This window comes from Streptomyces sp. 2-1, assembly GCF_048564895.1.
GTDB classification, from domain to species: domain Bacteria; phylum Actinomycetota; class Actinomycetes; order Streptomycetales; family Streptomycetaceae; genus Streptomyces; species Streptomyces phaeochromogenes.
In genome coordinates, this window is the sequence record NZ_CP183383.1 from 10,742,738 (window position 1) to 10,766,439 (window position 23,702).

The 23,702-nt window shown below is 69.7% G+C and carries 21 protein-coding genes; 9 read left to right on the forward strand and 12 right to left on the reverse strand.

Annotation, left to right across the window (positions count from 1 at the left end):
* Positions 1-54: 54 nt before the first annotated feature.
* Positions 55-1,026 (reverse strand): SMP-30/gluconolactonase/LRE family protein, encoded by a 972-nt coding sequence (locus ACN20J_RS46935; protein ID WP_419668459.1) that lies wholly within the window; start codon positions 1,024-1,026, stop codon positions 55-57.
* A 108-nt stretch (positions 1,027-1,134) separates the two neighbouring features.
* Here ACN20J_RS46935 and ACN20J_RS46940 point away from each other — a divergent pair, with 108 nt between their 5' ends.
* Positions 1,135-2,685, forward strand: coding sequence for an aldehyde dehydrogenase family protein (locus ACN20J_RS46940; protein ID WP_419668460.1), 1,551 nt, complete (start codon positions 1,135-1,137; stop codon positions 2,683-2,685).
* A 107-nt stretch (positions 2,686-2,792) separates the two neighbouring features.
* The gene (locus ACN20J_RS46945) at positions 2,793-3,629 is read left to right on the forward strand and encodes a class II aldolase/adducin family protein (RefSeq protein WP_189842867.1); all 837 of its coding nucleotides are present in this window, start codon (positions 2,793-2,795) and stop codon (positions 3,627-3,629) included.
* A 94-nt stretch (positions 3,630-3,723) separates the two neighbouring features.
* Here ACN20J_RS46945 and ACN20J_RS46950 read toward each other — a convergent pair whose 3' ends face one another.
* From ACN20J_RS46950 to ACN20J_RS46970, 5 genes are all read right to left on the reverse strand, one after another.
* Positions 3,724-4,365, reverse strand: coding sequence for a TetR/AcrR family transcriptional regulator (locus ACN20J_RS46950; RefSeq protein ID WP_419668461.1), 642 nt, complete (start codon positions 4,363-4,365; stop codon positions 3,724-3,726).
* 139 nt (positions 4,366-4,504) lie between these two features.
* Positions 4,505-5,677, reverse strand: a complete 1,173-nt coding sequence (locus tag ACN20J_RS46955; protein ID WP_419668462.1) for a GTP-binding protein — start codon at positions 5,675-5,677, stop codon at positions 4,505-4,507.
* A 6-nt stretch (positions 5,678-5,683) separates the two neighbouring features.
* A complete protein-coding gene (gene rpmF, locus ACN20J_RS46960; RefSeq protein ID WP_189842864.1) occupies positions 5,684-5,854 on the reverse strand; it encodes a 50S ribosomal protein L32 in 171 nt (56 codons plus the stop codon).
* A gap of 131 nt (positions 5,855-5,985) precedes the next feature.
* Positions 5,986-6,843: a DUF2690 domain-containing protein gene (locus ACN20J_RS46965; protein ID WP_419668463.1), complete on the reverse strand. Its 858-nt coding sequence runs from the start codon at positions 6,841-6,843 to the stop codon at positions 5,986-5,988.
* Complete coding sequence (locus ACN20J_RS46970; RefSeq protein ID WP_419668464.1) at positions 6,840-7,628, reverse strand: peptidoglycan-binding protein; 789 nt, start codon at positions 7,626-7,628, stop codon at positions 6,840-6,842. Before ACN20J_RS46970 ends, ACN20J_RS46965 begins: the two co-directional genes overlap by 4 nt.
* A 308-nt stretch (positions 7,629-7,936) precedes the next feature.
* On the opposite strand from ACN20J_RS46970, the gene ACN20J_RS46975 reads away from it, so the two are divergent.
* Complete coding sequence (locus ACN20J_RS46975; RefSeq protein ID WP_419668465.1) at positions 7,937-8,395, forward strand: peptidoglycan-binding domain-containing protein; 459 nt, start codon at positions 7,937-7,939, stop codon at positions 8,393-8,395.
* Positions 8,396-8,633: 238 nt separating this feature from the next.
* Positions 8,634-9,059: a peptidoglycan-binding domain-containing protein gene (locus ACN20J_RS46980; RefSeq protein WP_419668466.1), complete on the forward strand. Its 426-nt coding sequence runs from the start codon at positions 8,634-8,636 to the stop codon at positions 9,057-9,059.
* An 80-nt stretch (positions 9,060-9,139) separates the two neighbouring features.
* Here the strand turns inward: ACN20J_RS46980 and ACN20J_RS46985 are convergent, their stop codons facing one another.
* On the reverse strand, positions 9,140-11,377 hold the full coding sequence (locus ACN20J_RS46985; RefSeq protein ID WP_419668467.1) for a protein kinase domain-containing protein: 2,238 nt from the start codon (positions 11,375-11,377) through the stop codon (positions 9,140-9,142).
* A gap of 97 nt (positions 11,378-11,474) precedes the next feature.
* The gene (locus tag ACN20J_RS46990; protein ID WP_419668468.1) at positions 11,475-13,661 is read right to left on the reverse strand and encodes a protein kinase domain-containing protein; all 2,187 of its coding nucleotides are present in this window, start codon (positions 13,659-13,661) and stop codon (positions 11,475-11,477) included.
* 426 nt (positions 13,662-14,087) lie between these two features.
* Between ACN20J_RS46990 and ACN20J_RS46995 the strand changes: the two genes are divergently transcribed.
* Genes ACN20J_RS46995 through ACN20J_RS47005 form a run of 3 tightly spaced genes read left to right on the forward strand, consistent with a single transcriptional unit; the run spans position 14,088 to position 18,915 of the window.
* A complete protein-coding gene (locus ACN20J_RS46995) occupies positions 14,088-17,384 on the forward strand; it encodes a CHAT domain-containing protein (RefSeq protein WP_419668469.1) in 3,297 nt (1,098 codons plus the stop codon).
* Positions 17,381-17,908, forward strand: a complete 528-nt coding sequence (locus ACN20J_RS47000) for a hypothetical protein (protein ID WP_361887157.1) — start codon at positions 17,381-17,383, stop codon at positions 17,906-17,908. The genes ACN20J_RS46995 and ACN20J_RS47000 overlap by 4 nt, the downstream gene beginning before the upstream one ends.
* Positions 17,905-18,915, forward strand: coding sequence for a hypothetical protein (locus ACN20J_RS47005; RefSeq protein WP_364189670.1), 1,011 nt, complete (start codon positions 17,905-17,907; stop codon positions 18,913-18,915). Before ACN20J_RS47000 ends, ACN20J_RS47005 begins: the two co-directional genes overlap by 4 nt.
* A 140-nt stretch (positions 18,916-19,055) precedes the next feature.
* Here the strand turns inward: ACN20J_RS47005 and ACN20J_RS47010 are convergent, their stop codons facing one another.
* Positions 19,056-20,714: a serine/threonine protein kinase gene (locus ACN20J_RS47010; RefSeq protein ID WP_419668470.1), complete on the reverse strand. Its 1,659-nt coding sequence runs from the start codon at positions 20,712-20,714 to the stop codon at positions 19,056-19,058.
* Between the two features lie 145 nt (positions 20,715-20,859).
* Entirely contained in the window at positions 20,860-21,465 is a 606-nt protein-coding gene (locus ACN20J_RS47015; RefSeq protein WP_419668471.1) for a TetR family transcriptional regulator, read from the reverse strand.
* Positions 21,466-21,607: 142 nt separating this feature from the next.
* On the opposite strand from ACN20J_RS47015, the gene ACN20J_RS47020 reads away from it, so the two are divergent.
* Positions 21,608-22,294, forward strand: a complete 687-nt coding sequence (locus ACN20J_RS47020) for an SDR family NAD(P)-dependent oxidoreductase (RefSeq protein ID WP_419668472.1) — start codon at positions 21,608-21,610, stop codon at positions 22,292-22,294.
* A gap of 27 nt (positions 22,295-22,321) precedes the next feature.
* On the opposite strand, the gene ACN20J_RS47025 is transcribed toward ACN20J_RS47020, so the two are convergent.
* Positions 22,322-22,663, reverse strand: coding sequence for a VOC family protein (locus ACN20J_RS47025; RefSeq protein WP_189842854.1), 342 nt, complete (start codon positions 22,661-22,663; stop codon positions 22,322-22,324).
* Between the two features lie 326 nt (positions 22,664-22,989).
* On the opposite strand from ACN20J_RS47025, the gene ACN20J_RS47030 reads away from it, so the two are divergent.
* Positions 22,990-23,271 (forward strand): DUF3040 domain-containing protein, encoded by a 282-nt coding sequence (locus tag ACN20J_RS47030; protein WP_189842853.1) that lies wholly within the window; start codon positions 22,990-22,992, stop codon positions 23,269-23,271.
* Positions 23,272-23,292: 21 nt separating this feature from the next.
* On the opposite strand, the gene ACN20J_RS47035 is transcribed toward ACN20J_RS47030, so the two are convergent.
* Positions 23,293-23,628, reverse strand: coding sequence for a YnfA family protein (locus ACN20J_RS47035; protein WP_419668473.1), 336 nt, complete (start codon positions 23,626-23,628; stop codon positions 23,293-23,295).
* Positions 23,629-23,702 lie beyond the last annotated feature (74 nt).

Sequence of the window (23,702 nt, forward strand, 5' to 3'; positions counted from 1 at the left end):
TGTTCAAGTGGAATTCTCCTGGATTGTTACCCAGGGACAGGGCGGGAGCAGGGCTTACAGCCGCACCATCTCGATGCGGCCGCCGTTGAGTTCGGCGGCGCGGACGGGGTCGTCCGTCGGGACGGTGGCGGCGAAGAGGGTGCGTCCGTCGTGTCCGGCCATCAGGCAGCTCAGGGTGTTCTGGCTGGTGGCGACCCGGTCGAGGACGCGGCCACCGCGGGCGACGCGCACGCATTCGCCTCGAAGGGCGTTCGCGACCCAGATGGACGTGCCGTCGGTGTCCCACGCGATGCCGTCCGGTGCGATCGGGGACGAGGAGCGCTTCGATACGGCCGGGTGGTCCAGCAGGGCCGAGATCCTGCGGGTGACGCGGCCGAGCGCCCCCGGGTGGTTCACCAGGCGCCACAGGAGCGGTGAGATCAGGGGCGCCCGCGGCTCCGGGCGGGTCAGGGTGCCGTCGGGGTTCCTGGAGAAGGCGGTGAGCCGCATGGCCAGGGTCTCGGCCACGATCACGCTCCTGCCGTCGGCGGTGAGCAGGGTCCCGTTCGGGAAGAGCAGGGGATCCGTCAGTCCGAGCAGGCTTCCGTCCGGTGCCAGGCAGGCGATCGGGGCTCTCGGGGGGCCGGGGGGCGCGTAGAGCATGGAGTTCGGGTGCTCGCGGGAGTGGGCGTGGTAGTCGAAGCCGAAGTTGCCGACGTAGGCGCGCCCTTCGGGGTCGACGAGCATGTCGTTGACCGGACCGCCGACGATGTGGCGCAGATCGGCGTGTTCGACCAGTTCGCCTCCGGTCTCCAGGCGGTGGACGCGGCCTCCGTCCATGGATACGACCAGCAGGCGGCCGTCCGGCAGCCAGCCGAGCCCGCCGGCCCGGCCCGGGACCTCGACCACCGTCTCCGGCTCCGCGGTGCCGTCCCATCGGTGCACCGTGCCGTGCGCGAGATCCGAGAACCACAGAGCTCCCTGGTGCCAGCGCAAGGACTCGGGAACGCCCAGGCCGCTCAGCGCGATCGAAGTCTTCCTCTTCACCCAACCGCTCCTTCCCGTCCACTTGGACGCTTGTACAAGACGCTTGACTTGTACGACTGACCGTCTCATTCTGGGTGAAGAGAAGTCAACGTTCCGGTGGGAGTTTCCGTGACTCAGAATCAAGTGCTCATGACAGGCGGCTCCCCGACGGGCGCACGTATCGCGGTGGACAACCCCGCCACCGGAGCGGGGGTCGGCGAGGTGTCCGAGACGTCCGCGGAAGAGGTGGCGCAGGCGGTGGAGCGCGCCCGGCGGGCGCAGCAGGGCTGGGCCGAGCTGGACACCCGCGCCCGCGCCGAGTTCTTCGCGCGGGGCCGCCGCTGGCTCCTGGCCCACCGGCAGGAGATCGCCGACCTCATCGTCGAGGAGAACGGCAAGGCGGAGGAGGACGCGATCGTCGAGATCGTCTACTGCGCCAGCGCCTTCGCCTACTGGGCGAAGCAGGCCCGCGGTCTGCTCGCCACCACGAGAATCCGCTCCCTCTCGCCGTTCGTCCTCGGCCGCAGCATGTCCACGCGCCGGGTGCCGCGCGGTGTCGTCGGAGTCATCGGCCCGTGGAACAACCCGTTGCTCAACTCCTTCGGCGACGCCATCCCCGCCCTCGCCGCGGGCAACGCGGTCGTCCTGAAGCCTTCCGAACAGACCCCGCTGACCGCGCTGTTGATGGAGCGGATGGCCCGTGAGTGCGGCTGGCCCGAGGACGTCTTCCAGGTCGTCACCGGCGCGGGGGCCACCGGGAGCGCGCTCGTGGACACCGTGGACTTCGTGATGTTCACCGGCTCGACCAGGACCGGCCGCCTGGTCGCGGCCCGTGCGGGTGAGCGCCTCATCCCCTGCTCGCTGGAGCTCGGGGGCAAGGACGCGCTGGTCGTCCTCGCCGACGCCTCCCTGGAGCGGGCCGTCAGCGTCACGATCCAGGGGGCCCTGTCCAACGGGGGCCAGATGTGCACGTCGGTGGAGCGGGTCTACGTCGAGGAGCCGGTGTACGACGCGTACATCGCCCTGCTTCGTGAACGGTTCCAGCAGGTCACCTCGGGCAGGCCGACCGGGCTCGGCAGCGTCGACGTGGGTGCCGTCACCTTCCCTCCCCAGCTGGCGGTCATCAAGGACCATGTCGGCGACGCCGTGAGCAAGGGCGCCCGCGTACTCGTCGGAGGGCAAGCTGCCGAAGGACCCGGCCGGTTCTTCGCCCCCACGCTGCTCGTCGATGTCGACCACAGCATGAAGTGCATGCGGGACGAGACGTTCGGCCCCACGCTGCCCGTGATGAAGGTCGCCGATGGCGAGGAGGCGCTCCGGCTCGTCAACGACAGCAAGTACGGGTTGCAGGCCTCGATCATCGGATCGGACATCAAGCGCGCCCGCCGCCTCGCCGAACGGTTCGAGGCCGGCTGCGTCACCATCAACGACGCCCAGACCAACTACATGGCCCTCGGTCTGCCCATGGGCGGCTGGAAGGAATCGGGCCTCGGTGTCCGCCACGGGGCCGAGGGATTCCTCAAGTACACGAGGCTCCAGGCCATCAGCGCGAACCGGTTCCCGATGCGTCGCGACATGCACATGATCCCGTACGAGCCCTCGGCGTACCGGTTCATCCTCCGCCTGGTGGACGTCATGTACGGCGCCGGCGTGCGCGGTCTGCGCGGCCGCGCCAAGTAGCGGTTCGAGCCCCTCTGTTCACGCATACGCAGTGCACGTCCCGTGGCTCACGCATCCGTAATTCACGAAAACTCACGAACCCTCAGATCTCGACGAGAGGCCGGACCATGACCACGACGCCCGAGACGAACACGATCCCCGAGGCGCCCGCGACGCCCGCGCACGCCTCCGTCGCCACCCTGCCCGAAGGTGTCTCCCTGCCGCTGCCCCGGCAGAACCTGAGCTTCGAGCAGGAGCGCGAGGTGCGCAAGCAGGAACTCGCCGCCGCCTTCCGGCTGTTCGCCCGCTTCGGCTTCTCCGAGGGTGTGGCCGGACACATCACGGCCCGCGATCCCGAGAACCCGTCGGCGTTCTGGGTCAACCCCTTCGGCATGTCGTTCAGCCAGATCAGCGTCTCCGACCTGATCCTCGTCGATCACGACGGCACGCTCCTGGAAGGCAGGCGCCCGGTGAACAACGCCGCGTTCTGCATCCACTCCGAGGTGCACCGGGCCAGGCCCGACGCGGTCGCGGCGGCGCACACCCACTCCGTGCACGGCAAGGCGTTCTCCAGCCTCGGCGTCCCGCTGCAGCCGATCACCCAGGACGCCTGCGCCTTCTACGAGGACCACGGCATCTACTCGGACTACCGGGGCGTGGTGAACGACACCGAGGAGGGCCGGCGCATCGGCGCGGCCCTGGGCGACGGCAAGGCCGTCGTCCTGCGGAACCACGGGCTGCTCACGGTCGGGTCGTCCGTCGCCGAGGCGGCCTGGTACTTCATCACGATGGAGCGTTCCTGCCAGGCCCAGCTGCTGGCCATGGCCGCCGGAGAGCCGCACCTCATCGACCCCGACACGGCACGGATGGTCCGTGACCAGATCTCCGGTGCGCTGCCGGGCTGGTTCCAGTTCCGTCCGCTCTGGGATCAGATCACGGCGGAAGAGCCCGATCTGTTCCAGTAGGCGACTCTTTCGAGTGGACGATGCAGACGTAAGCGGCGCGGCGCCGCTCCGGGTTCGGCGGAGCGGTGCCGGCCGCTTTCCCGACCGGTGGCGACTACGACGCCGGGCTCGGTTCTGCTGTCGCGGGGCTCGGCTCTGCTGCCGGCCGGGGTCGCTCGCGGGCCAGCGTCAAGAGGTGGTCACCCGTCAGCCTCAGGACCTCGCGACTCTGCTCGCTGTCGCGGTCGACCAGCCAATTCAGGGTGACGCCGTCGAGCACCGCGTTGAGATAGCGGGCCAGCACCGGAACGGGCACGGTCCACTCGATGTCCGCGCCCTTGGCGGCCTCCTCCAGGAGCTCCTGGTGGACTTCCCGGTAGTGCTGGTACTGACGTCGGGCCAGATCCTCGAACCCGGCCTGGCGCAGGGCGTAGTGCGTCAGTTCGTAGCTGACCTGGTGTTCTCCCGGGCTGAGCTCGACAGTGCCCCAGAAGGCGCTCAGACTCTTGGTGATACGCGATCCGAGGTCGCCCTCCCCTTCGAACGTCTTCCGCGCTGCGGCCACCGTGCTGTCGGTAAAGCGGGTGAGGACTTCCTGAAGCAGTTCTTCACGCGATTTGAAGCAGTAGTGGAAGACGCCCAGCGGCATATTGGCCTCATTGACGATCGCGCGCGTGGTCGCCTTTGTGACTCCGTCGCGGATCATCACCCGAAACCCCGCCGCGATCAGCTCCTCGCGCCGGTCCTTCGCTGCCATACGAGACATCTGGCTCGCTTCCTGCTTCGAGAACGGAATGGGTATCCCGTTAAGGGTATCGCAGCGTCTTGGACGGTCGACCAACATCTGATGGCGACGGCAACGGCAACGGCACGGGGTCCTGATTGAAGTGGAGTTCTCAGGCCCCGGCTACGAGTTCGGGGTGCTCGTGCTCGCAGGTGTCGTCGATGCCGTAGGTGTCCCAGGTGGGGAACGGGTCGAGGGGCGGCAGGCTCTCGCCGTCGGTCATGAGGCAGTCGGTCAGTGCGGCGTGGAGGGCTTCGGCGTGCAGGTGCGTGCCGATGAAGACGAGTTCCTGGCCGCTCGGTCCGTCGGTGTCGCGGGCGCCGGAGGGCTCGAAGCGGGCGACGGAGCCGGCCTGCGACCACAGGCCCGTCACATACGGGCGGCTCGCGAGGCTGAAGAAGCCTTTGGAACGCAGGATCTGCCCGAAGGCACCACCGTCGAGTTCTCCGGTGACGAAGGACCACAACCGGCCCGGGTGGAACGGCGCTTCGGAGCGGAAGACGGTCGAGGAGATGCCGTACTCCTCGGTCTCGGGGACATGGTCGCCGTTGAGCTCCATGACCCAGCCCGGTGCCTGCTGGGCGCGCTCCAGGTCGAACAGTCCGGTGCCGAGCACCGCGCCGAGCTCGACCCGGCCATGGACGGCGGGGACGATCCGGGCGACGGGGTTGAGGCGGCTGAGCGTTGCCCGGAGCCGGGCCGCGGCGTCCTCGTGGACGAGATCGAGTTTGTTGAGCACGATGACGTCGGCGAACTCGATCTGGTCCATCAGCAGGTCGCTGACCGTGCGTTCGTCGTCCTCGTACTGGTCCAGGCCCCGCTCGGCGAGTTCGTCACCGTTGGCCAGTTCGGGCAGGAAGTTCGCCGCGTCGACGACGGTGACCATGGTGTCGAGGCGAGCGAGGTCGCCGAGGGTGGCGCCGTCGTCACGGGCGAAGGCGAACGTGGCGGCGACCGGCATCGGTTCCGAGATGCCGCTCGACTCGATGAGGAGGTAGTCGAAGCGGTCCTCGCGGGCCAGCCGGTCGATCTCCTCCAGCAGGTCGTCGCGCAGGGTGCAGCAGATGCAGCCGTTGGTCATCTCGACCAGTCGTTCCTCGGTCCGCGACAGGGCGGCTTCACCGCCGCGCACCAGGCTGGCGTCGATGTTGATCTCGCTCATGTCGTTGACGATGACCGCGACGCGCAGGCCTTCGCGGTTTCCCAGGACGTGGTTGAGCAGGGTGGTCTTGCCCGCGCCGAGGAATCCGGACAGCACGGTTACGGGCAGTCGGTCGAACCTCATGGCCGGTCAGCCCTCGGGGCGCAGAAGCCCGCGCTCGTACGCCTTGACCAGCCGCTGGGGCACGAGCCGGGCGACCCCGTCGACCGTGACCGGCACGAGTTGTGAGGTGGTCGCCTTCCACTGGGCGCGGCGGTGACGGGTGTTGCTGCGGGACATTTTCCGCTTGGGAACGGCCATGTCGGTCCTCCTTGGTGGGTGAGCAGGGCCGAGGCTATATGAAAATGGATACCGTTATCAATATGTCGTGGGTCGGGCGGATCCGGCAGCCGTGCGAGCTGAAGAGGGCGCCGGTCTCCGAGGGGCTGACGCTACTGAGGCGAGGGCGGCCGGGTCGCGGTGGCCGCCCCGCCCACGCGGGCCTCGACGCACTCCTGTTCGCCGTCGGCCGACGCGGGCCGGAAGCAGGCTCGGACCGTGCTGCCGGGGTGGGCCGCGGTCATCTCGGTGTAGACGTAGCTGTCCGTGTCGTCCTTGTCCCGGATGCGCACGTCGTGGGTCGGGCCGCCCGCCGTGACCTCTACCCGGTCGCCGATCCGGGTGCCCCACACCCGGGCCCAACTCGCGCCGCACTTCTGGCTGTGGCGCAGCTCCACGTGAGCGCCGGTGGCGGTGCGGTACGTGGTGAGGTTGTCGGGGGCGATGCCGCAGACCATGCGCATCGGGTCCCGGCCCTCGCAGGCGGCTCCGTGGCATTGGGGAGCGAGAGAGTACGGGGCGGAGGCCGACAGCGGTTCGTCCGCCGGGGTTCCCCGGTCCGGCAGCAGTAAGAGAGCCAACGCCACACCACCGGCGATCACGGTGTACGCCGAGGCCAGCACCACTATGAACCTGGCACTGCGGCCGCGTGGCCGCCCGCCCCCGGGTGGCCGGAGCGGTTCCTGCGGCTGTGGTCGCGGCTTGTCGGGGGCAGGGGCGGGGAGTGCCGCGCGCCCGCTCCAGTGCGCCTCGGCGATCTCCCACAGGGCCAGCAGCCGTCCGTCCGGTTCGTTCGCGACCCGGCACAGGTCCTGTACGGCCTGACGGGGAGGCAGGCTCTTGCCGTTCAGGTAGCGCTCCCATGAGGACTTGCTGTACGCCGTGCACTGCGACAGTGCCGCCAGGCTCAGACCCGTACGGGCCCGCAACTCCCGCAATCCGGCGGTCAGCCGGGTGTGTTCCGCGGTCACTTCGGCGCCGCCTCCCGTAGGGCCTTCCAGGTGTGAGGGCCGATGACACCGTCCACGACCAGCCCATCCCGTGTCTGGATGCGCTCGACCGCGCGCTGCGTCTTCGGGCCGAAGACGCCGTCGATGTCGCCCGGCGGGATGCCCGCCCGGCGCAGCAGGCACTGCGCCTCGGCCACTTCCGGCCCCACGTAGGTGTACGCCAGGATGGCGTCCGTGGTGCGGCTCAAGCCCGCGTACCAGCGGCCGTCACGCTGCTCCGGCCGACAGGTGTAGATGACCGGCACCAGGGACTCCGAGACGATGGTCGGGGCCGCTGAGACCGTAGCGGCGCGGGCGTCCGCGAGCTGGGCACGGGTGTCGGCGAGCCGTACGGCCAGCAGGAGTGCCGCGGAGACGGACAGCACCAGCGCCACCGCTCCCGCCGTGACCAGGGCGCGCGGGTAACGCCCGGACGACTGCTGCTCCGTGGATGTGCGTGCCGACGTGCTCTCCGGGGCACCGGTGGTGACCACGCTGCCCTCCGCCCATTGTTCGGCGGCGATCTCGTGCAGCACCAGCAGCCGGGTCGGATCGTCACCGCCGATGCGGGCCATCGCCTCGACGGCCTCCGGGGGCGGCAGTGACCTGCCGTTCAGATACCGCTGCCACGACCTGGCGCTGTACCCGCTCTTCGCGGCCAGTTGACGCGTGCTCAGTTCGCTGCGGTCCTTCAGTCTGCGCAATCGCACGACGAACTGGCGGACGTCCACGTGCAGTTCGGCGGGCAGTTCTTTCCAACGCGACATGATTCCCCCACTCGCGTTCCGGACCGCCGGTCCGGCCCCACGTGTCCCGGCCACATTCTGCATCAGCTGTCACTGCGCCCACGGAGCGGGGCCCCGGCCCCTGTGCGGAATCGACTGTCCTCGCTCGCGGCCGTCCCGCCGTAGCGACTCGGCGGGCGACGTTCCAGCAGGTCAGCATGGTGGACGTCCCAGGATGAGGCCACTTCTGCGTCAACTGTGGTCTGACGTCGCGCCGAACCCGCAGTCTCGTTGCGGAGTCGGCGGGTGCGGTCGGTTCCGCCCAACGCACGTCAACGGAGGGGAACAGCATGCGAGCTCCAACCAAGGCACTCGTCAGTGTCACCACCGCGGTCGGGATCGCCGTCGGCGGCCTGGCCACCGCGGGCACGGCGACCGCGGCTCCCGCGCCGGACCGGCAGCAGGCGGCGAGCGCCGAGGTCGCGCCGCTCGCGGTGGTCAACCTGGGGCTGAGCACCGCCCAGGCGAAGGACTGGCAGTGCTGGCTGCGCGCACTGGGTTACAACCCCGGCACGATCGACGGGCAGCTGGGTACCGACAGCTGGAAGGCAGCGCAGAGGTTCTTCAACAGCCTGAACTTCGACGCCGGGACCGTCGACGGAATCGTCGGACCCGACACGATCCAGGCACTGCAGCGCTACCTGAACTCCCGCGACCTCGGCTACGACCTTGCCGTCGACGGGATCGCCGGAACACGTACCAAGGCCGCGTTCGCGCACTATGCCGACAGGTTCTCGCACCTCTGCTGAGCCGGCCCACTGACCGCGCGGACGCCGCGGCCCGCCCTCCCACCACGTAGAGGACGGGTCGCGTGCAGTGTCTCGACGCGACTCAGAGTCAGGTTGAGGGGAGGGTGTCGTGAAGATCGGCTGCTTGGTCCCCGTCTTTCTGCGCACCTCACCCATGAACTCTCAGATCCTTCAATTTGCATCCAAATCCATGCCAACTACCGAGTTCCGTTGGCATAGCACGGAAAGTGAGGGAGCTATGCGCTCTCGCCCGACCAGGTCACGTCTCGCCACCGCCGCCGGTGCACTCGCCGCTGTTGTCCTCACCGGTGTGGCCCTTGCGCCCTCAGCCGCGGCGGCCGACCCCTACCCGACCTGCAACACGTACAAGAACGTCAGTGGGCACAAGGTTCCCGCCTACGGGCAGCCGACTCCCAGCCTGACCTGCAACCTCGTCCTCAACACCACCAGGTCCAACGAGGCCGTGAAAGTCCTCCAGACCAGCCTGAACAACTGCCACAACTTCGACCTTGCCGTCGACGGCTACTACGGCGAAAAGACCTTCCTCGCCGTCAGATCCATCCAGGCGGCTTACCTCGGGGAGGCCCACGCCGACGGCTATTACGGCCCTCGGACCCGAGAGGTCATGAAGCACTGGGGCCTCAGCGGCTGCGGCAAAATCTGACGCAGCCCAACGATGCCGTCACCAAGGGCTTCTGTTTTCGGGGGCGAGCGTGTCGGCTGACATGGCCGGTTGGCTGACGGCTACCCGTTGATCGCCATCACGGTCTTGCGGCCCGCGCAGGCATACCAGCCGCGGGTGTCGGCCGTGAGGGCGGTGACGGGGGCGGGGGCTGTGCGGGTGTGGGTTTCGGTCAGGCCCTTCGTGGTCGTCCGCAGTGCCGCGCAGGCACGGCCCGATGCCGCGTACACGGTGGCGCCGTCCGGTGCGACGGCGGGCGGGCACTGGGCGGTGCCCGTGTCCTCGAACTGCTTTGCCCGGCCGCGGGATTGGCCTGTTCGCGGATCGAGAGCGGTGAGCGTGCGGCCGTCCTTCCAGTGCAGCAGCAGTCCGCCCGCGACGACGGGGACATGGACGCCGCCGGGGCCCCGGGTCCAGCAGGCATCGAGGCCGAGCGCGGGCGTGCTCCAGATCGGGCGGGCGTCGTCGAGGCCGAAGCCGTGCAGGGTGGAGCCGGTCAGGAGGAGGCCGGCGGTGCCGGTGCGGGCGAGAGCCGTGGCGCCGCGTGCGATCTCGGCCTTCAGGGCGCGGGCGGCTGTCCGGTCTCCGCTGCGGGCGTCGACGATGTGCAGCATGCCCTTCTCGGTGAGCAGTGCGAACCGGTCCGGGGGCAGTGCGCCCACGGCCGTCACCGTGTCGTCCTTGCCCAACTCCTTGTAGGTCCACAGTTCTTCACCTTCCCTCGCGTCCACGCAGGTCGCACGGGCGAACTCGTCGGTGAGCAGGAGTGCGTCGCCGACGACGGCGGGTCGGCTCCACTCGGTGGACTGCTCGCGGCGCCACAGTTCGGTGCCGGTGGTGAGCGAGACGGCGCGCAGCACGTCCGTGTCGCGGATGACCATGACGGTGCCGGCGAGCGCGTACCACTGCTGGGTGGGCTCCGGTGTCGCCGCCTTGGGAAGGGTTTTGCCGGTGCTGGTGGCGGTGGGGGTGAGGCCGATGTCGCCCGCGAGGAGCAGCCCGTCGTCGGTGACGCCCCAGTCGTCCGGGACCTCGGCAGAGGTCTCTGCGGCCCAGCGCTGACGGCCCGTCGAGGCGGTACGCAACTGGGTCGAACCGGTACTGGTGAGACTTCCTTCGAGTCCGTGCAGGACGAGCCCGGCCGGTGTGGCGAGCAGGCCGTCCACGCGGCCGGCGCCGGCGCTCAGACGCCAGCGGACGGCGCCGGGGGCGGCCGTTCCCCCGGTCACCTTCCAGGCGTCCGGATCCTCGTCCGGGTCGTCGGCGCCACCGCCCCGCGCCACCGCGTAGCCGAACAGGCCGACGAGGGCGGCGCTGCCGGCTGCGAGAGCGGCGCGGCGGGACAACTCGCCCAGCCGGGAAGGGGAGGGGGCTGGGCTCGGCAGCGAGACGGTGGGAGCCGGCGTCGGCTCCGGGCCGGGGTGCGGCGTCGACTCGGCGTCGGCCACCAGGGAACGCAGCGGCTCGTCGCGCCACCAGGCCGACGGGGCGGGTGTGGCAGTGCGGAGGAGTATCGCGGCGGCGTCGGGGCGGTTGCCGGGGGACTTGTCGAGGCAGGCGTCGATCAGGTCCTTCAAGCCCGATTCCGTGGGCACGTCGTCGAGTTGGGGCTCCTCGTGGACGATCCGGTAGAGCAGCGCGGGCACGGAGGCCGCACCGAACGCGTCCCGGCCCGTCGCCGCGAACGCGAGCACCGCGCCCAGCGCGAAGATGTCCGTCGCCGCGGTCACCGCCGGGCCGTCGAGAATCTGCTCCGGGGACATGTACCCGGGGGTGCCGATCATCCCGCCGGTCTCCGTCAGGGCCCGGTCGTCCTGGGCGCGGGCGATGCCGAAGTCGATGACGCGGGGGCCGTCCCGGGTGATCAGGATGTTCGACGGCTTCAGGTCACGATGGACGAGGCCCGCCGTGTGGATGTCGCGCAACGCCTCGGCGAGGGCGGCGGCGAGGGCGCGTACGGCCGGTGCGGGCAGGGGGCCGGTCGCCGCGACGGCGCGGCGCAGGGTGACTCCGGGCAGAAAAGCCGTGGCCAGCCAGGGGAGTTGGGCGTCGGGGTCGGCGTCCAGGACGGGGGCCGTGTAGGCGCCGGTGACTCTGCGGGCGGCGGAGGCCTCGCGGCGGAACCGTTCCCTGTAGTGCGGGTCCGCGGCGAGGTGCTCGTGGATCGTCTTGATGGCGGTGAGACGGCCGCCCGGAGAGCGGGCGAGGTAGACCTGGCCCATGCCTCCGGCGCCGAGCCGGCCGATCAGGTGGTGCCGGCCCAGCTGCTTGGGGTCCTCCGGATGAAGGGCGGTGGTCATGCGCGGGCCTCCAGAGGGCCTTTCCTTCGCCGTCGGGGGTGGTCGTCGGTGGGCGGGTACCGCCGCCGTTGTGCCTGCTCGGGCAGACCGGCGTGGCTCACGGGCCGCGGAACGTCTGGAGCGTCGTGCCGGTGCACACATGGACCAGGCCGTCGCCCGCCGCCCCGTACGACGCCGTGGTCAGGCCGTCCACCGGGACGGCCCAGCGCAGCCTGCCCGTGGTGGCCGCCAGGGCGTGGATGCCCCACGTGGACGTGCCCGTGGGCGTGCTGGATTCGCCCGGGCGGGGACCCGTCGCGTAGACCACGGTGCCGTCCGTCAGAGGGCGGCCGTCGGTGGTGGTGAGCGCGCGGACGTCGTCGCGCCACCAGCGCCGGTCGCCGCCCGCCGCGTCCAGTGCGCCCAGGCCCTCGGCCGTGGTGGCTAAGACGAGTTCGTCGCCGGCCAGCGGTGCCACCACCTTCGCGTCGGCCAGGTGCCGTTTCCACCGCGTCTTCCCCGTGGCCAGGTTCACCCGGCGTACGGACGTCTGCGTCGTGTAGTAGTGGGTTCCCCGGGCTCCCGGATGCACCTCGGGAGTGGCCGAGCCCTCGGGGATGCTGGACTCCTCCTCGCCCGAGCGCTCATCGAGCACGTACAGGGGGCCGAATGTATCGGTCGCCGAGGCCAGGGCGAACCGGCCGCCCGCCGCGTCCAGTGCCGTCACCTGTGCCGCCGTACCGCCCCTGAACCACAGCGGGGCGCCCGTCGGTAGGTCGAAGCCGTACGCCCGCCAGCGCTGACCCCGGTTCGTGCGCCGTGCCCAGATCGTGCCGTACGAGGCGAACGTGGCCAGGCATGCCGTGCGGCGCGTGACGGCGAGCAGCGTCGAGTCCCCGTCGAGTGAGCTGAAGTCGAAAGGCCGGTACGGGTTTGATTCCAGGGTGCCCGTGCGCCACCGCTCGGTGCCGCCCGCCGCGTCGATCGCCACGATCCTGGGGTAGGCGAGATCCGTCGGGCGGTAGGTGACGTACACCGCGTCGCCGTAGGGCAGGACGGCGGACGCGTCTTCGAACTCCCAGGCCACGGCGCCGGTTTGCGGGTCGAGTCGGCGGGCCGTGCCGTCGAAGCGTACGTAGAGGGCGTCGGCCGTACGGGTCAGAGTGCCGCCGTATTCGAGGGCGCCCACCTCGCGGGTCCACAGCGGGGTGCCGGAGCGCCAGGACGGGGTGGCCGGCTGTCGCCGCGCGTCGCGCTCGTCCCCCAGGAGGACGATCGTCGCTGCTGTAGCCGCTGCGGCGGTCGTCACGGCGGCGCCCGCCCACGCGAACACGCGTCTGCGCGACGGACCCGAGGGGTTCGGCGGCGGGGCGAGGCGGGTGGACCCTTCCCCGTCGGCCTCGGCCGACACGGCGATCCGGCGCGCGACGGCCTCCTCGTGGCCCTCGATCAGCGCGGTCACCTCCGGCCGCTCCCACCAGGGCCGTTCGGCCGCGCGGACGGCGCACCAGTCCAGGACCTCCGGCGCGGTGGGGCGCTCGTCCGGGTCCTTCGACAGACAGCGGGTGAGGAATGCTGCCCACTCCCCGTCCGGTACGCCGACGAGGTCCGGCTCCTCGTGCAGCGTTCGGTACACGATCTGCGGTGCCGTACCCCCGCCGTGCGGATTGCGGCCCGTCGCCGCCAGCGCGAGCAGCGCCCCGAGTGCGAACACATCACAGGAGGCGGCGGGTTCGGTGGCGTACGTGATCTGCTCCGGAGCCATGAAGCCGACGGAGCCGAGCATGCCCCCGCTCCCCGTCAGGGCCTCGTCCGACGGGCCCGAGCCAGGTCCGTCACCGAGTGCCTTCGCGATACCGAAGTCGATGACGCGCGGGCCCTGGCCGGTGACCAGGACGTTCGCCGGCTTCAGGTCGCGGTGCACCAGGCCCGCCGTGTGGATCGCGGTGAGTGCCTCGGCGAGAGCGGCACCGAGCGAGGCGAGGTCGCCGGCCGCCAGTGGCCCGTACCCGGCCACGGCCTCCGACAGAGTGGGGCCGGCGCAGTACTCGACGGCCAGCCACGGCAGCGGGGCCTGCGGCTCCGCGTCCAGCACGGCCGCCGTGAACGGGCCGGTCATGGCACGCGCCGCCTGCACCTCACGCCGCAGCCGCTCCCGGAACAGCGGCTCGGCGGCGAGGTGCGCATGCATCACCTTGACCACGACGAGCCGCCCCGACCCCGAACGGGCCAGATACGCACGGCCCATGCCACCCGCCCCGAGCAGCGCGAGCGTCCGGTACTCCCCGAACTCGAACCGGCCCATCGGCCCCCCTGCCTGTACGCCCCGTGCGCCGATGATCCATGCGACGCCTGTACGGGTCCAGAGGTTCCCGGGAACGCGAACCGCTCAGTGCCGATCCGGTTTGCGGCACGCGAGAGTGTGGGTCGTGGAGGCGGCCGGTGGGTGCCACGAACTGCCTCAAGAGGAAGCTGCTCGGGTTACCGACCGTCGGTAGCAGAGTGTGTTCCGATGCCTGGTCACTGTCGGTGTGACAGCCGGCGGCTTCGACATCGCGGCCGTCTGCCCCTGCCACTGTTCATCGGCAAGGGTTTGTGGACATGCCAGATGCGCCGCGCGGGATCCATTACTCTCCTCGTCAACTGGGCTTGACCACACGGGGGATGTGCTTTGGAGCTTGGAGGACGAGGTAGTTGGCGGAGCAGATGGCACCAGTACCAGCCGCCCTATGTGCGCGATCACCTGCGTCGGCTGTTGCATGTCGGCGTCGGGGCGATACCGCTCCTGCTCTGGTTCCGTGACCCCTCCTCAGCCGGCGGTTGGGGACTGCTGCTTGCCCTGCTGATGTGGTGCCGTATCTGGCACTTCGACTTACGGCTCCGTGTCCTGCTCCGGTACCTTCAAGGACAGCTTCGCGTTCAGCGGGCCAAGGCCTTCCTGCTCTGGGGCGCCGCATTCGTCCTGTGGCCCGACGCATGGCTCGGCGATTTTGGCCCGGGGCAGGCAGTCCTGTCCGCGCCGGCGGTCATCGTGACCCTCGCCCTCCTTCTGATCACGGCACTCGGCTGTGTGCAGGAACTGCGTGCCTGGCCGGACGTGAGGGGCGGGCCCCTGCCCCTGCCCGGCGTCATCTGGACACTGCGATACGTGAGCGGACGCGGCTGGGTCGCCCCGCTGCTGGTCACCACCCACCCGGGGGCCCACGGACTGCTGCCGGCGGCCATCCTGGTCACCGCGTCGGAACTCGCCCTGTCCTGGTACGCGGCACGGACAGGGGACTGGGCCTCCAGGGTCGCGGGGGCACTGCGCCTCCCGTCCGCGAACTCTTTCCAAGTCCCGTACGGACAGGCGAACGTCGTCGGGACGTGGGCGTACGACTCGGTGGTACGTCATCCGGAACAGCCTGATCTGGCTCCCTGGGAACTGTTCCTCCGGCACGACGAGGTGCTGGCTCACCACCCTCTCTGCAAGGGTGTCGTGCGGGACTGGCAGAAGCAGGTCCCCTTCGCTGTGACGGACGCGGAGCCATGGGTGACCGCAGCGGAGGCCTACGCAAGCTCCCTGGGAGGTCTCTTCCTGTTCCACGTGGCGAACGAACACATCCCTATGCCGGCTCGCCGGCAGCTGTTCACGACCTGGCAGACGGTCGCTGCCATGACCGCCCTGGCACGGGCAGAGGTGAGTGTCGCCGCAGGGCTGCTGGACAACGCGGTGCGCAACCGGAGATCCGCCGCCGAGCAGTTCGCCGAGGCGGGTCTGCCCATCAACGCGGCGACGGCCCGATGCCTCGCCGCCGACCTCCTCGTCTTCGAACTGGACCGTACGGAGGAGGCACTGGCCGAGCTCCACGCGATGGGTGACCGTTCGGTTCTGCCACCGGCGGTGCAGCGTCTCGCGGAGCTCGTGATGTCAGTCGCGGACAAGAAGCGGGGACACCTCGACGGGCGCCGCCGGTTCCGGCCCCTACAACTGGGGGCCGCGGATGCCCTGTTCGAGGAACTGCCCACATGGATCCCCTTCCTGTCCATGCATCACCGGGAGATCGCCTTCGTGCAGTACGTCGAGCAACGCGTTCAGCATGTCGCGCACCTGCTCGACCTGGAGCTCGATGTTGAGCTGGGCAGCCTCTACCGGCACTTCGCCGATCGCCGTTACAACATGCCTCTCGGCTACTACATGCGCCAGGCGCTGGCCGACTCGCAGGAGGCATACCGCCTCGGCAACTTCCAGAACGCGGCCGTCGGTGCCACGTACGTGCTGGACGACGCCCGGACGAAGGGTGACCTCGTCCTGCAGCAGGCCGCACACCGGCTGTTGGCGCAGATCGCCGGGCGCCGTGGCGACTGGTCGAAGCAGTACTCCCATCTGACGGAGCTCGTCGTCTGCGCCGAGGCCACACGCGACCGCGTCACTGACGCGGATGTGCGCATCGACGTGGACATCGCCGGGCCCTGTGCCGAACTCGTCGCCCTGATCGTCGACCGACGGGTTCCGGACGTGCCGCTGGTGAAGGCGCTGGACATGGCGGAGCGAGGACGGGCCCGCCTGCTGCTGGAGACGGTGGGCGGCGCGTACGACATCAAACTCCCGGAGGAACTCGGCGGACTGCAGGAAACGGAGAGGGAGTTGCTCCGAAGCGTCCGCAACGACGACCGGTTCGACTCGCACGGCCCGTTCGGCTTCCCCAACCTCAACCCCTTCTGGGGCGAGGTGACTCGCACGAACCTCCAGCAGACCTGGGCGGAGATAAAGGAGACCGGACCGATCGGCGCCGCGTACGTGAACGCGCGGCGGGGCATCCCGGCGGAGTACGCGCAGCTGCGATCCCTGCTGGGGCCGGGCGACGTACTCTGCGAATTCGTCTGCGCCGACGACCGCACCATGGTCCTCCTGGTACGCCACGACCTCCCTGAACCCGTGGTGGTCGACCTGCCGTTGAAGGCTGCGGCACTCTCTGGGGGAAGGTCCCGCATCGGAGAGCCTTCACCCTCGTGGACCGCCGAACTTCAACCCCTGGCAGAGGCCTTGGCCGAGCGCACCAAGCCCGGCGAGGTGCTGTGGATGGTGCCCGACGGCCCGCTGCACGACGTACCACTGCATGCCGTCACAGTGCATGGCGCGCCCTGGGGCGAACGCAATCCGATGAGCTGTACACCCAGCGCGTCCCTCATGCACTACCACCGGCGCGTACCGGGAGCGCGGACCGGCGTCGAGAGGGCTCTCATCCTCGCCGACTCCCGGAGCGACCTGCCGCATGCCGCGGCCGAGGCACGGGCCGTCGGCGCGACGCTCCCCTCGGCCGACATCTACCTCGGCGCCGCGGCCAGTTCCGGAACCTTACGGGAACGGCTCAAGCAAACGCCGTACGACGTGGTCCACTTGGCCTGCCACTGCCGCCTCGATGAGAAACGGCCGTCCAGGTCAGGCATCCTTCTCGCCGACGGTGAACTCACCGCCGAGGACCTGGGGACGATGCGTCTCGATGCCCGCCTCATCGTCCTGAGCGGCTGCGACACGGGCGTCCAGGAACAGCGCAGGGGCAGCGAACTCATGGGGCTGACTCGGCAGTTCCTACAGGCTGGAGCACGCTCCGTACTGGTCACCCAGTGGCAGGTGGACGACATCTCCACCGCGCTGCTGATGGACGACTTCTACCAACGGCTCATGGACGGCTCCCCAGTTGCGGCGGCGCTGTCCGCCGCCCGGCGCCGGCTACGCACGATGAGCCTCGCGCAGGCCCTGGAACACTGCGAGCGGGAGAGGAAACGTGCGACCGATCCACGCTCCGATCTCGCTCTGCGCCACGACATGGCCCGCCTGAAACTGCGGGCGGGCCATGTGGACGCGGCGCGCGAGGACATCACCTCTCTCCTCGCCGGCGCGCCCCCAAAATCCCCTCTCCGGAAACAACTGCTCACTCTGAACACCCAGGCCCATTACGCGACTTCGCGCCGGGACGGCCACCGTCCCGCATTCGACCACCCCTACTATTGGGCGCCGTTCATGCTGGTAGGAGACTGGCGATGACTCTCGACGATCTGCCCCTCGCCCCCGTCAGCACCCGCCCCGACGCGGCGATGGACGGGTATGTCGTGACCCTCGACACAAGCGGACTACCGACCGGCCTCGGCATGGCCGAAATCCGGTGCGGCGGGGCGGAGAAGCAGAACACCGGCCAGGAACTCCCGTCCGCCGTGCTGCTGCCTGCGCACCTCACCCTGCACGAGTTGCTGACATCTGAAGCGGGGACACTCCTCGCACTGAATCCCTTTGGTGCGGTCGTGCTCGATTCGTCCCGCATCCTGGGCGTCCTCGAACACCGGACAATCGCGCGTCACGCCGCATCCGTGGATGTACCGATCGGGCGGCCCAGGTCAGACCTGCCGCACCCCGAAGATGCCGTCCTGGCCGGCACGGTCGGCGTCCCCGTGGCCCGGGTGCTGTGCCGCTGCGGTCGGTTGAACCAGATCACGCTGTACGACCCGGACTACCCCCCGACGTGTTCGGGCCCGGCAGGCGACGATCATCCGCTCGTTCTGCGGGAGCGATGACCGTGTTCAGTACCACGCTCGGCGACTTGGTGACCCTGGCGGGCAGGCGGTCCATCCGTGGCGCGCTGCTGCCGAGTTTCGTATTCTGCGCCCTGTCCGCCATGATCCTTGTGGTCGCCCCGGGCGGGGGCAACAGGTCACTGCGGAGCTGGCAGGTTGCGCCGTGGGAGTACAAGGTCCTCGTGGTGGCGGGCTTCGTCCTCGTGGTGCTGTGCGTGGCCGCGGCCCTCAACAGTGCGCAGACGGCTCTGATCCGTCTGGCGGAGGGCTACTGGGGCGCTGCCGCCAACCGGACACTCGGAAGGCTCGGCCGCAGTCATCACCAGCAACTCGTACGGCGGTCCGACGACGCCTACACCCACGACCGCTACCCCCCGATTTCCCGCCCGCACGAACTCATGCCGACCCGGCTGGGCAACATCCTCAAGGCCGCCGAGCTCTACCCCCGCCTTCGCTACGGAATTGACACGGTCTTGGTGTGGCCGAGACTCCATCCACTGCTACCCGAAGCCTTCTTGCAAACTCTTGGAGCGGCTCGGACCGACCTGACCGGGTTCCTGGGATCTGCCCTCCTCGCCGCCGTCCTCACGCTTGGCGGCGCGGGATACCTGTGGGTCTTCAATGGGCCGACTCCCCTGTTACTGATGTGTTTGTGGGGTGGCGGACTGGTCGCATGGCTGTGCTACCGCGGCGCGCTTCTGAAAGCGATGACCTACGGGCAGCACCTGCGCGTGGCCTTTGACCTGTACCGAGGGCACTTGCTGGAAGCCTTGGGCCATCCCGTTGCGGACAGCGAGGAGGAACGCGCCCACTGGGAACGGCTGTGCCTCTTCTGGCACCGAGGCATCCCGCTACAGCCCATCACCATGCCCGACCGGCCTGCTTCCCCGCCTGCGGCTCCCGCCGTGCCGGATCCGCCCTTCGGTCTCGCGCCGTCACTCTCCCAGCTGACAGTCGCTCTCCTCACGATCATGGGGATCGCGGGCGCCCTCGTCGGTACGGGCTGAGACGCTCATGGAGCCTTCGGGTCAGGGTCTCGGACGTGGATCTCGACCCCCACGGGTTCAAGGAAACGCCGCTGAGCCAAGCCTCGACGCGGCGGCGAGCAGGGCCGACTGACCCACCGGACGAGCAGGATGGGGTCCGTTCATCGCGCCGCCGGGCGGAAGGACGTCAAAAAGGTCTTGAGGGCCTGCTGGTTGGCGGGGGTGTTCCAGTCGTCGGCCGGGGTCGTCCACCTGATGGAGTAGCCGAGGTCGGTGTCGACGAGGAGGGCGCGGGCGAGGGTGCGGGTGCGGTCGGGGTCGCCGTCGGCGAACCATTCCAGGTCGGCTGCCGGCCCATCGGAATCGTCGATGCGTCGGATGTCGCCGATGCGGTCGAAGCCGGGGGTGAGGCGCCGCAGTTGGGGCTCGGCGTCGCGCCAGACGGTGACGGGGTCGGACGAGAGGACCCGGCCGAATGTGATCCGCAGTGCGCGGGGGTCACCCGAGGCGCCGAACGTGACACTGAAGGCGTTGTCCGGCCGCCCGGAGTCCTGGATACGCCGCCAGTCCGAGGGCAGTTGGACCGAGAACCCTTCCGGAGCGTCGTAGCGCTTGGTGGCGGGCGGTGCCGTCTTCCCGGCGGAAGCGGTGGGGGAGGGGGTGGCGGGCGTGCCCGGGGCCGATGCGCTTGCCGAGGCGCCGCCGGTCGGGTCCGTGGAGGGGCCGGCAGGGGCAGAAGCCGCTGGAGGCGGCGCGGCGGCGGAACCGGATGCGGTGGGTACTGGGCCGGAGGCGTCGGGTGTGTCCGAGGCCGGTCTGCTGTTCACGGCGAGCACGACCGGGATGGCCACGACGGCCAGCGCGGAACCGACAATGGCGAGGACGATGGGCCGCTTCCTGCGCCAGGCCCGCTCCGCCCCCGGCGTGCTCCGGTACGCGCCGCGCAGCCTGAACATGTGCGACTGTTCGGCCGAGCCCTCGCTGACCATGCGGCTCAGCGCCTGGCGCAGTACCGGTTCGGTGAGCCGTTCGTTCGGGTTCTCGCGGAGCAGCCCGTGAATGGTCTGGCGCAGCCGGCCGGTGTGGACGTCGTCCCCCGAGGATCTTTCCCCTCCCTCTTCGGTCCCCTCTCCCGTGTACACCTGCGCGAAGGTCGAAGTGCCTTGGCCCTGCCCCGGGTTCGAAGCGGGTGGCCGACCCTCGACCATGGTGTGCAGCAGCGCTCCCAGGGCCCACAGATCCGTCGAGGGATCGATCGCCTCACCGCGGATCTGTTCCGGAGAGGCGTACGAGGGTGCGGTCGCCCTCAACGACCGGGTCGCTCCGGTCAGTCCGAATCCCGTGACCACGACCCCGCCGTCCGCCTTGACGAAGACCTGGTCGGGACCGAGGTCGCCGTGGGTGACGCCCAGGCGGTGCGCGGCGGCGAGTACATCGAGGATCTGCAGGCCGATACGGACCGCCCGGGGCTGGTTGAACGGCCCACGCCGGTCCAGGAGTTCGCTCAGGGAGCGGCCCTCGATCGGTTCCATGACGGTCCACAGCCGTCCGTCCTGCTCGGTGACGTCGAGGACGGTGGCCACCTGGCCGGGGGCGGCGGCCTCCAGGTCCGCGGTCTCCCGCATCACCCGGGCCGTGGTCTGCCGGGACGTCTCCTCGCGGAGGACCGCGGGCAGCCGTGCTTCCGCCAGGAACACCAATCGGCCGGACGCCATGTCCTGGCCGTGCCAGCCGACCCGGAATTCCTCTCGGTGCACGATCTGGAGCGGTCGATACCTCCCGGCGATCAACTCATTTGTGGAGGTCTGCGCTTCTGCCATGCTGATCCTTCACTGCGCCCGTGGTTTGCACCTTGGCCATCAGTACGAAGGCAATGCCGGTGAGTGTTCAATCAGGTGTGATCGCGCTTTCCGGCGGTGCGGCACGTCGACGCTCCGAGGCCGGGCCCTATTCCCCCAACTGGCCTCAGGCGAAAAGGATTTGGCGCAGGGCGCGGCTCAGATGAACGCGCAGTTCGTCCGCCGACATTTCGGCGAGCCTGCCCACCTTGACGATGTAGCGGGTGAACGTCACGCCGATCAGTTGCGCGGCGAGCATCCCGACGCGGACGTCCATGTCATCGCCGGTGAGCGCCTCGCGGTAGGCCGACTCACTGTGGGCCTGCATGGCGGTGTAGAGATTCGCCGCGGCGGCCTCGTTGGTGGCGGCACTGCGCAGGAGCGCGACGAACGGGTCGCCCGAGGGGTTGCTCTCCATGCGCTCGACGTAGCCGGCGGCGATCCGCTCGGGGAGCGTTTCGCGGTCGCCGGCGACGATGTCGGTCAGGTCGCGGGTCCCGGGTACCGCCGCCAGGAAAAGGCGCTCCTTCGAGGTGAAGTGCAGCATGACCAGGCCGTGCGTGACACCGGCCCGACGGGCGATGTCGCGAATCGTCGCCCGTGCGTAGCCCCGTTCCGTGAAGGCCGCCCGGGCGGCCTCCAGGATGGCTGCGCGGCTCGCCTCCGGATCGCGTCGACGACCGGTGGCCGATGCCCGCGCCGGAGCCCTGTCGGGGCGTGAGGTTGTTGGCACCCTCTTACTGTACGCGCGTACAGAACGGCCTCGCGGCCACCGTTCGATGCGCTACTGTCCAAACGGTCATTAGTGCTGTCGGGCCGCGCCAGCAGGCGCACTTCACTCTCAAGCCCGTCCAGAACGTGAAGGAGACTTCCACATGAGTACGTCCATCGTCATCGGTGGCAGCGGCGGACTCGGCCGCGTCATCGCCCAGCGATTCGCCGACCGTGGTGACTCCGTCGTCGTCACCAGCCGGGACAAGGCACGGGCCGAAGCGACGGCGGAGGAGATAGGAGGCGGAGCCCGGGGCATGGCCCTCGACCTGTCCCAGCCCGACACGATCGCGCACGCCCTCGGCAGCATCACCGAGGTCGACCAACTCGTCGTCACGGCCATGGATCCCGTACCGAACTCCCTGGCCGACTTCGACCTCACCGATGCCGTCCGCGTCGTGACCATCAAACTGGTCGGGTACGCCGAGACGGTCCGCGCGCTGCGTGACCGCTTCAACCCGGCCGCTTCAATAGTCCTCTTCGGCGGTCTGGCGAGGGAACGTCCCTACCCCGGTTCGACGATGGTGACCACGTTCAACGCCGGTCTGACCGGCCTGGTCAAGACCCTCGCCGCCGAGATCGCCCCGCACCGGGTCAACGCCCTGCACCCCGGCGTGATCGGAGACAGTCCCAAATGGCGTGACGTCACGGACCACCCGCACCTCCGCCGCACTCCCACCGGACGACTTGTCACCATGGCCGAGATCGCCGATGCCACCGACTTCCTCCTACGCAACGCAGGCATGAACGCTCACGATCTGAACGTCGACGGCGGCATGCTGATCACCTGACAGAAAGCGGCTCATCGCATGGCGGCGTCAGTGTGCGGCGCCGCCGAATCCGAACTCGTTGCCGTCCGGGTCGTGGTAGGTGATCTTGCGCATGCCTTCCGCGTAGGTCTCGCGGGTAGTGGGCTCCAGCCCTCGGTCAGAGATCTGCGCGACCCGGGTGTCGAGGTCGTCGACGAGGATGGTGTGCACGGCGTTTCCGGCCCGGCCGGGCCGCTGCACGATGTACACGTACCGGTGTTCCGCCAGTTCCCATACGGCTTCCGTGTCGTGCGGGAAGAACGTCGGCGGGGTGCCGAGGAGTCGCTCGTACCAGGGCAGTGCGGCCGTGTAGTCGTTGACGGGGATGCCTGCGAAGAATTCGAGGGGCATGCCGACATGGTAGGTGCGGCGCCTCCGTTGCCCGTGGATACCGCGCTGGCAGGGGGACGAGGATGGGTGCCGTCCCCGATGCGCGGGCGTGGCGGGTTGGGTGAGGGTGAAGTGAAGGGGGCGCCGCCCGCGAGCGTGGCTTGGCGCGACGACCCTCCGAGGCCGGGGGCTGACGTGACTGTCATGACATGGCCGGCAGTGGCGAAGCGGGTCGGCGGACGACCGTACCGGCTGATGGCGCTGCTCATTGTGGCGACGGCGTTCCGGTCCGTGCGGCCGCGGGACTTCGCCCTCGCCCGCACCAACTGCTGTGGAAGGAGCGGAACATGACGCACTCCGACGACGACAGGATCGCCGACCTCGAGGCCCGGCTGCGGCTCGACGACCCCAGCTTCGCCCATGGCTTCGGCCAGGGACGCCCCCGCCGCCCGCGCGAATACCGCCGAGGCAGGGCGTGGCTGGCGATGACACTCGCGCTCACTGCCGTGGTCGTCGGCGCCGTTCTCCCGCACGGGCTCCTGCTCGCGGCCGGGCTGGTCGCGGCGGCGTGCGCGGTGAACCTGTTCGACACGTCCCGCCGACACCGCCTCCGGCCGCCCCGGACATGAGCGGCTGCCAGTCGTCCGCGCTCAGTGGCTGCGGGGCGCGTACATGATCACGGCCATCCCGGCGAGGCACACCAGCGCGCCGATGACGTCGTACCGGTCGGGCCGGTAGCCGTCGGCGACCATGCCCCAGGCGATCGACCCGGCGACGAAGATCCCGCCGTACGCCGCGAGGATGCGTCCGAAGTTGTCATCGGACTGAAAGGTGGCCACCACGCCGTAGAGCCCGAGGGCGATGACCCCGGCGCCGATCCAGACCCAGCCCTTGTGTTCCCGAATACCCTGCCAGACCAGCCAGGCCCCACCGATCTCGAACAGGGCGGCTACGGCGAACAGGGCAACGGAACGCGCAACGGTCATGATCGATGACTTTACCGACGCCGCACGCCAACAACCTGAACCGGGTCGGCTGCCGCCTTGAGCAGTTGTAGCCC

What these genes read in the sequence shown, in the direction of transcription:
- rpmF (WP_189842864.1), bottom strand. Translation starts at nt 5,854, where the DNA reads ATGGCCGTTCCCAAGCGGAAAATGTCCCGCAGCAACACCCGTCACCGC.
- ACN20J_RS47020 (WP_419668472.1), top strand. Translation starts at nt 21,608, where the DNA reads ATGAGTACGTCCATCGTCATCGGTGGCAGCGGCGGACTCGGCCGCGTC.
- ACN20J_RS47010 (WP_419668470.1), bottom strand. Translation starts at nt 20,714, where the DNA reads ATGGCAGAAGCGCAGACCTCCACAAATGAGTTGATCGCCGGGAGGTAT.
- ACN20J_RS46990 (WP_419668468.1), bottom strand. Translation starts at nt 13,661, where the DNA reads ATGGGCCGGTTCGAGTTCGGGGAGTACCGGACGCTCGCGCTGCTCGGG.
- ACN20J_RS46945 (WP_189842867.1), top strand. Translation starts at nt 2,793, where the DNA reads ATGACCACGACGCCCGAGACGAACACGATCCCCGAGGCGCCCGCGACG.
- ACN20J_RS46980 (WP_419668466.1), top strand. Translation starts at nt 8,634, where the DNA reads ATGCGCTCTCGCCCGACCAGGTCACGTCTCGCCACCGCCGCCGGTGCA.
- ACN20J_RS46950 (WP_419668461.1), bottom strand. Translation starts at nt 4,365, where the DNA reads ATGGCAGCGAAGGACCGGCGCGAGGAGCTGATCGCGGCGGGGTTTCGG.
- ACN20J_RS47030 (WP_189842853.1), top strand. Translation starts at nt 22,990, where the DNA reads ATGACGCACTCCGACGACGACAGGATCGCCGACCTCGAGGCCCGGCTG.
- ACN20J_RS47000 (WP_361887157.1), top strand. Translation starts at nt 17,381, where the DNA reads ATGACTCTCGACGATCTGCCCCTCGCCCCCGTCAGCACCCGCCCCGAC.
- ACN20J_RS46970 (WP_419668464.1), bottom strand. Translation starts at nt 7,628, where the DNA reads ATGTCGCGTTGGAAAGAACTGCCCGCCGAACTGCACGTGGACGTCCGC.
- ACN20J_RS46985 (WP_419668467.1), bottom strand. Translation starts at nt 11,377, where the DNA reads ATGACCACCGCCCTTCATCCGGAGGACCCCAAGCAGCTGGGCCGGCAC.
- ACN20J_RS47025 (WP_189842854.1), bottom strand. Translation starts at nt 22,663, where the DNA reads ATGCCCCTCGAATTCTTCGCAGGCATCCCCGTCAACGACTACACGGCC.
- ACN20J_RS46955 (WP_419668462.1), bottom strand. Translation starts at nt 5,677, where the DNA reads ATGAGGTTCGACCGACTGCCCGTAACCGTGCTGTCCGGATTCCTCGGC.
- ACN20J_RS47005 (WP_364189670.1), top strand. Translation starts at nt 17,905, where the DNA reads ATGACCGTGTTCAGTACCACGCTCGGCGACTTGGTGACCCTGGCGGGC.
- ACN20J_RS47035 (WP_419668473.1), bottom strand. Translation starts at nt 23,628, where the DNA reads ATGACCGTTGCGCGTTCCGTTGCCCTGTTCGCCGTAGCCGCCCTGTTC.
- ACN20J_RS46975 (WP_419668465.1), top strand. Translation starts at nt 7,937, where the DNA reads ATGCGAGCTCCAACCAAGGCACTCGTCAGTGTCACCACCGCGGTCGGG.